General features: G+C 40.2%; 5 protein-coding genes. 2 read left to right on the top strand and 3 right to left on the bottom strand.

Going from position 1 to position 6,099, the window contains the following annotated elements; translation table 11 throughout:
• Positions 1–519: 519 nt before the first annotated feature.
• Positions 520–804, bottom strand: a complete 285-nt coding sequence (locus CH376_RS23315; RefSeq protein WP_100788537.1) for a hypothetical protein — start codon at positions 802–804, stop codon at positions 520–522.
• A 137-nt stretch (positions 805–941) separates the two neighbouring features.
• Between CH376_RS23315 and CH376_RS23310 the strand changes: the two genes are divergently transcribed.
• Complete coding sequence (locus CH376_RS23310; RefSeq protein ID WP_100788535.1) at positions 942–1,793, top strand: FecR family protein; 852 nt, start codon at positions 942–944, stop codon at positions 1,791–1,793.
• Positions 1,790–2,947: an Ig-like domain-containing protein gene (locus CH376_RS23305; protein WP_100788534.1), complete on the top strand. Its 1,158-nt coding sequence runs from the start codon at positions 1,790–1,792 to the stop codon at positions 2,945–2,947. The genes CH376_RS23310 and CH376_RS23305 overlap by 4 nt, the downstream gene beginning before the upstream one ends.
• 59 nt (positions 2,948–3,006) lie before the next feature.
• Here the strand turns inward: CH376_RS23305 and CH376_RS23300 are convergent, their stop codons facing one another.
• Positions 3,007–4,602, bottom strand: a complete 1,596-nt coding sequence (locus CH376_RS23300) for a methyl-accepting chemotaxis protein (protein WP_100788532.1) — start codon at positions 4,600–4,602, stop codon at positions 3,007–3,009.
• A gap of 156 nt (positions 4,603–4,758) precedes the next feature.
• Positions 4,759–5,682 carry an ankyrin repeat domain-containing protein gene (locus CH376_RS23290; RefSeq protein ID WP_100788531.1) on the bottom strand — a complete coding sequence of 308 codons (924 nt, stop codon included), beginning with the start codon at positions 5,680–5,682 and terminating at the stop codon, positions 4,759–4,761.
• Positions 5,683–6,099: the final 417 nt, after the last annotated feature.

Genomic DNA, 6,099 nt, shown 5'->3' with positions numbered 1-6,099 from the left:
GGATTTCCTCCAATGTCAGGTATATGTCACCTATGTGCCCGGTCTGTTTTGTTACCTATCTGGGCAGTCTGTACCAACGTATGAGAGTGCCCATTCATCGTTTGCACATCGTGCTCAATACATACTTTACAAAATGAAACTGAAATATGTAACTCACGTTTAATGAATTTGCATAGGATTCTTATATTGCAACACTTTTCCAGTGAATGAATCAATTACTCCCGAGCGCCGATTTATGAAATATAATTCTTACGTGTCGATCCGGTTTTCAAAAGATCGACAACTTGCAGTGGAAGCTAAGGACATATTCTTCTTATAGCGATAAAACAAAGAAGTCTATATTAAGTTGTGCAGCAGATAAGAATCGATTGAACGGATATTTTTTAGGATCTGTATTTGAGAGAGATCTCAAGGAAAAAAGCAAAGGTTTTCGAGGACTTGAAATAGTAACGAAGAACTCCCAGCTTTGATAGATGACGCTATCAAAAATGGGAGTTTATCCGGTGTATCGGTATGTCCTCAGTAATATTGACCCATCGTAATCGTAACAATGGTTTTACCGTTATCTTTTTTGTTGATACATTCGCACTTGATTTGAGCAGACTGGCTGTAATATCCTTGCGATGCCGAGAAACCGGGCGCCGCCTTACAACTTTTATAGAGTCCTTCGTTTACCAAACGTCCACAAGCCTCTTGGATCGCAGCCGCTGCATCGCTTGCTTGAGAAGAAACTTTGCCAGGAACTATAAGTCCTAATGTGACAAGAGTTAAAAAGAACGCCGTTTGTAACCATTTTTGAAACACTGAAATTCCCCCACTGAATTAAACTGAAATTAGATAAAACTCTCGTAAAAATTTTCAAGATATTATTTTCTGAAATATCGAATTATCAACAAATTTACAAAGTGGATTTTCACTTAAAAAATGGGAAATTAGGAACTATGACGCTTCGAAACACCGGATTCTTCTTTTTTGTCTTTTTTATTGTATCAGCCTTTTCTCTTTTTTCGCAGACGGAAACGCTCGGTACAGATGATAAAACTCTGGAAGAATACAAAGTAAAAAAGAACGATTCTCTTACTAAAATTGCGAAGGAAGTTCTGAACGATCCCGGAAAGTGGAAGGAATTCTTAAAATACAATCAAATACAAAATCCCTCTTTGATTAAAGAAGGAATGGTTTTAAAAGTCCCTTCGCATTTGAGGAAGGTTGTGGAACCGGAAGCGCAACCGGTTGCCTCCCTCGAGATATTTTTCGGCGCAGTCGAATATTCAAAAAGAATGAAAGATGGAAGCGCTTCGACTTGGAATTCAGTTTCGAGGAATCAGATTCTCAGAGACGGAGAAAGTTTGAAAACTGGAAACAAGTCCGGTGCATCCTTGGCATTTTTAGAAAATGAAACCAAGGTTAAGATTTATGAGAAATCCAGTTTTTTCGTTTCTAAAAAAGGTTCTCCGGAAATTTTCCTGGAAAAAGGCCAACTCCAAGCGGAGGTAAAGTCCTCTCTATTCAAGAATCAAAGCAAAAAAAATGGCCCCTCCGTTCCGAAGTTCGTTATCAATACGCCGGTCGCGGTCGTCGGTGTGAGAGGAACCAAGTTCTATGTTGGAAATGAAGAAGATCAGAGAACGGACGTAGGTTGTTTTGAAGGAATTGTGAACGTGGAAGGAGCCGGTAAATCCGTAGATGTAAAAGCCGGTTTCGGAACCTACGTTGAAAAAGGAAAAGCTCCAGTAGAGCCCTTTCCGATTCCGAGTAAGATTCAAATCGATAAGGAATTTCAAACAAAATGAATCCGGTAAAAAATCTTTGGGTTGGAATTCTATTGTTAATTACAGGAATCTTATTTGCGCAAGATCAAAAAGAATTCGAACTCTCTTGGAAAGCGGATCCTTCTTCCGAATCATACAACGTTGAATTTTCCGATAGTTCCGATTTTAAGATCATTCTCAGGAGTTTAAATATAAAAGAACGGCGGATTCGATTCTTTCCGGAAGCTAACGAACGTTATGTGAGAGTCGTCGGAATGGGAAGAATGCAATCCAAAGGTGAACCCTCCGATTCCATCTCGATCGATTCTTTGCGTCCGTTTGTCCCAGCCGAAAAAAAAGCTCCGCCGATGACTAAGGCGATCATTTTATCTCCGACTCAAAATGAAAAACTTGTCTTGGATAACCCGAGCGCCGGTAGAAACGGAATCAAAGTTTTTTTTCGAGTCAACGAAGGAGAATGGAAAGAGTATCAAGGCGCGATCTCCGGTCTTCAGGAAGGCAAGAACGACGTTGAGTTTTATTCCGAAACCGCGTCAGGCGTCAAAGAAATGACGCGACTGATGGAGGTCGTGCAGGATACAAGAAAGCCGGAAATTCGTACAGAGATCGGGAAAGGCTTTCGTTTAGAATCGATCCCGGTGACGCGGAAAGATCAGAGTCTGCAAGTTGAAGTGATGGATCTGGTTTCAGGAGTTTCGGAAACCGAATTTTTCTTTCTACAGAACGGAAAGAAAATTCCGGTAAATCCGAATTCTCAAGAGAAGAATTTTTATCGTTTTCAGATTCCGCAAAGTTTGGAGGACGGAAGTTTTGGAATTCAAATTCGAGCGAAAGACTTTGCGGGGAATCAAGCGGAGGAAACTATTTTTGGAATCTTGGACTCGAGCCCGCCGATTTGTAGAATGAATCCGCAGCCGACGCTGGGAAATTTATTACCCGTACAATCCGAAATCCAAATTCAATGCGAGGATTTGATTTCAGGAATGAGATCGATTGTTTTTCAACAGAATGGAAATGAATTCAGAAATTATGCGGAAGGACTTTTCTTAGGTCCAGGCAAACATAACTTTGAGTTTCGGGCAACGGATAAAGTGGGAAATTCGCTCATTCTAAAAACGGAATATACGGTTCTGAACCCTACTCTCAGATCGAACGTCATTATTCAAAAGAAGTAACGAAAAAGGCAGCAGCAAGAAAAGACGCATAACGCGTCTCTCCTATTTTGGCAGTGATTTTAGTTTGAATTTTGGACGCTCAATATCCTGAGTTCGGAGGCCTGCGTTTTGATTTTGGTAATTTCTTCTTGTAACATTCCCGAATCGTCGTTGATTTCGTTGATCTCGGAACCTAAATGTCCCATCGTTTGAACCATTTCGCCCTGACCCAACATTTGTTCTTTTGTGGATCTTAGGATTTCTTCGGAAGTTGTTTTGATTCGATTTACTTCGGAGACGAACTTCTGAATGATCGATTTTTGCTCTATATAGAAGACGTTCATTCTATCGATTCGTTCCACAGTATCTAAAATTTTCAACTTTTGATTTTCGGTCATATCGCCGGTTTCCGTCGAAGCGATTCTTGCTTCTTCGATGAATTTGCGAGATTGATTTACGATTTCGGAAATCGATTTAGCGTTTCCCGAAGTGAATTCTGCCAGTTTACTTACTTCGTTTGCCACGACCGCAAACCCTCTTCCTGCCGCTCCGGCGCGGGCCGCTTCTATGGAAGCGTTGAGAGCCAAGAGGTTTGTCTTATCCGCAATTTCACTCATGATACGATTGATTTCATCCACTCGATTGAAAGAATTCGTGATATCCACAAGATAGGATTTCGTCTTTTCGGCCGCTATCATCACATTCTCCATGTCGAGCTTATTCTCTTTCGCAAATATAGCCAATGCCTCGCTGAGAGAAGCGCTGTTTTTTAGGATTTCGCCTAACTTCTCTGAATCGTTCGCAAGTTCGAAGAGACTTTTATTTTGCGTTTCGATGGAATGAGCCGTATTTGAGGAAGACGCCGATAATTCCTCTAAAACCGCATTTACCTCTTCCAGTGCGGCGGCTTGAGATTCCATTTTTTGACCTGTGCGATTGATGAAGTCCGCAAATTTCCGAATGGATTCCTCTAAACTTTCCGCCGAATTTTCCAATTTAACTCGGTCATCTTTGAGTTTAGAAAGAATATTTTGAGAATCTTCGTAGAGTCTGGATCCTTCGTCCGTAAGTTTTGCAAAAAGCCTCATCAACTGAGCAAGGATCACGCTCGCCGTAAAAACAAAAGTAATCTTAACGATCTGAACTGAAAAGATCATATGACCCGGAATTTTCCCCAGTTCCGGATTTTCAGTGAGAACCATTCCTCCTTTCCAAGCGACAAACATCGCTGCTGCAATTCCAAAAGCGGAGAAGGCTCCGATCAAAAGAACAAAACCCCTCTGCCCTAAAAAGGATGAGTAAATCATAATGTAAAAGTAAATAAAGAAGAGGAGCATATTGGCAAGAATCCCCGAGGAAACGGCCGGTTCGATCGAACAATCGGCAATCAACGTCAGGGTAAGAATATTGACGTCCAAAAGAACTAACGTTTTTTGAAAGCGGACTCCTACCTTACCTGTTCGATGGAGAATGAATTCCAAAAGACAATAACTCGCCATGAGTCCGGTCCCGATAATATGCGCGATTACTTGGGTAGGGTGGTTTGTTTTTGAGAGGCTAATGAGGGTCAGGCTGAAAAGAATCACCAAACCAAGTCGAATCCGGTTGATTACGACGGCGCCGTCGTTCCAGATCTGACGAATCGAAGATTTTTTTGATTGAGACTCCGTCCCCATGAAAACGCTCCTTTGAAGAAGTTCACTTTAAAGAGAGTGATTAAAAAGAAAAGCAAAAACTTCCGAATTATAGTACGATAGCCCAAATGCGGGTTTTTTACGTGTGTTTAAAAGTAAATTCAAAGGATATAATATACAAAGTTTGGAAAAGAATTCCTAACGTTTTTTAAGAATTAGTCTGCGTTGTAAAATCCAAGCGTGGAGGTTTTGCCCGGAGTCTTTCCAAATAAATTCAGAGCTGTGAAAGGTTCTTTTTTCAGGGTCCGAATAGACAAGGTCTGTTTCGAAACTTTTATCCTCACGAAGTTTTGAAATTGATCCAATCGTTTCACTTTTTGTTGAGATATGAATATAAGATCTATTTTGGTCCTCCTTTTCGGAAAAAATTCGAGAAGGAGCCGTTATTTTTTTCAAACCTCTGGATTTTAGAAACTGAAAGAATTCCTTATCTTTTTTGGATCTGATTCCCACGCTTAAAAACCATAGCTCTAATTCGTTTTCTCCGGTTAGAGGATTGTAGATTTCGAGTGACGCTCCTTTTTGAATCAAATACTTAGCAAGATCATATTTCCGATCTAAGATTGCGACGGAGAGCGGGGATTGGTAGAAAGCGAGGCCTGTTCCCGAAGGATTGTTTTGCCTATAACCGCCCGTGTTAGGATTTGCACCGGCATTGATTAGAATTTCCGCAACTTCAATATTCGCGGACTGACTCAGAGCAGTATGGGTAGCGGTAAAAAACCGATCCTTTGAAATTACAATGCCATCGATGTTCAAAATAGATTCCTGAGGGCAACCTAAGGAGCGGTGATTTACGTCGGCGCCTTTCTTTATGAGAATTTTTAGTAATTCTATTTTTTTAAGCCGAGACGCTATGTGAAGAGGATATTCACATTCTGTAATATAGTTCCAATTCTTTTCTTCTTCTAAGATGGAAACAACTTTTTTATTTTCATTCTCGCGTATAAGTTCCTCAAGTGAAGTGGAGCAAACGTTGAGGGTAAGCAAAAGAAAAATTAAGATCGCAAGAAGTGCAACCTTGTCTTTTTTAATTTTCCTTTTTCTCAAATTTAGAATCATGTTTATAGCTGTTTTACTTAGGCTTGATTTATACAGTTTATAGTATCGATTCGATAGGATTTATAAAACAATTTTCTTTTAAGGGCGAAACATTCAACTCATTCTGTCTTTTGCCGTTAGGCAAAAACTTTTTACTCTTCAAGTAGGATGGATCAATTCAGAAAGTCATTTTTTGAGTTCTTTTTGGAAAATCGAAAAAGATTGTATTACTAGGAAGAAGTTTGTTTGTCTTCTGGTTTTTTAGCTTAGGAAATTTGACTTTTCTCGAACCGTTTTCTTTGAGAATCTTTCTTTGTCGTAGTTCCGACAAAGTCCTCCGTAAAAGTTTCGGGCCCCACCCTGATTGGGTGGAGGTGGTGGGTCGGCGGGAAAAAATCAGGAGTATTTTGGCTATCACAGAAAAGATTTTTTTACCAG

The organism is Leptospira adleri, assembly GCF_002811985.1.
Classification (GTDB): Bacteria; Spirochaetota; Leptospiria; order Leptospirales; family Leptospiraceae; genus Leptospira; species Leptospira adleri.
This window is presented reverse-complemented; position numbering and strand designations above follow the sequence as displayed.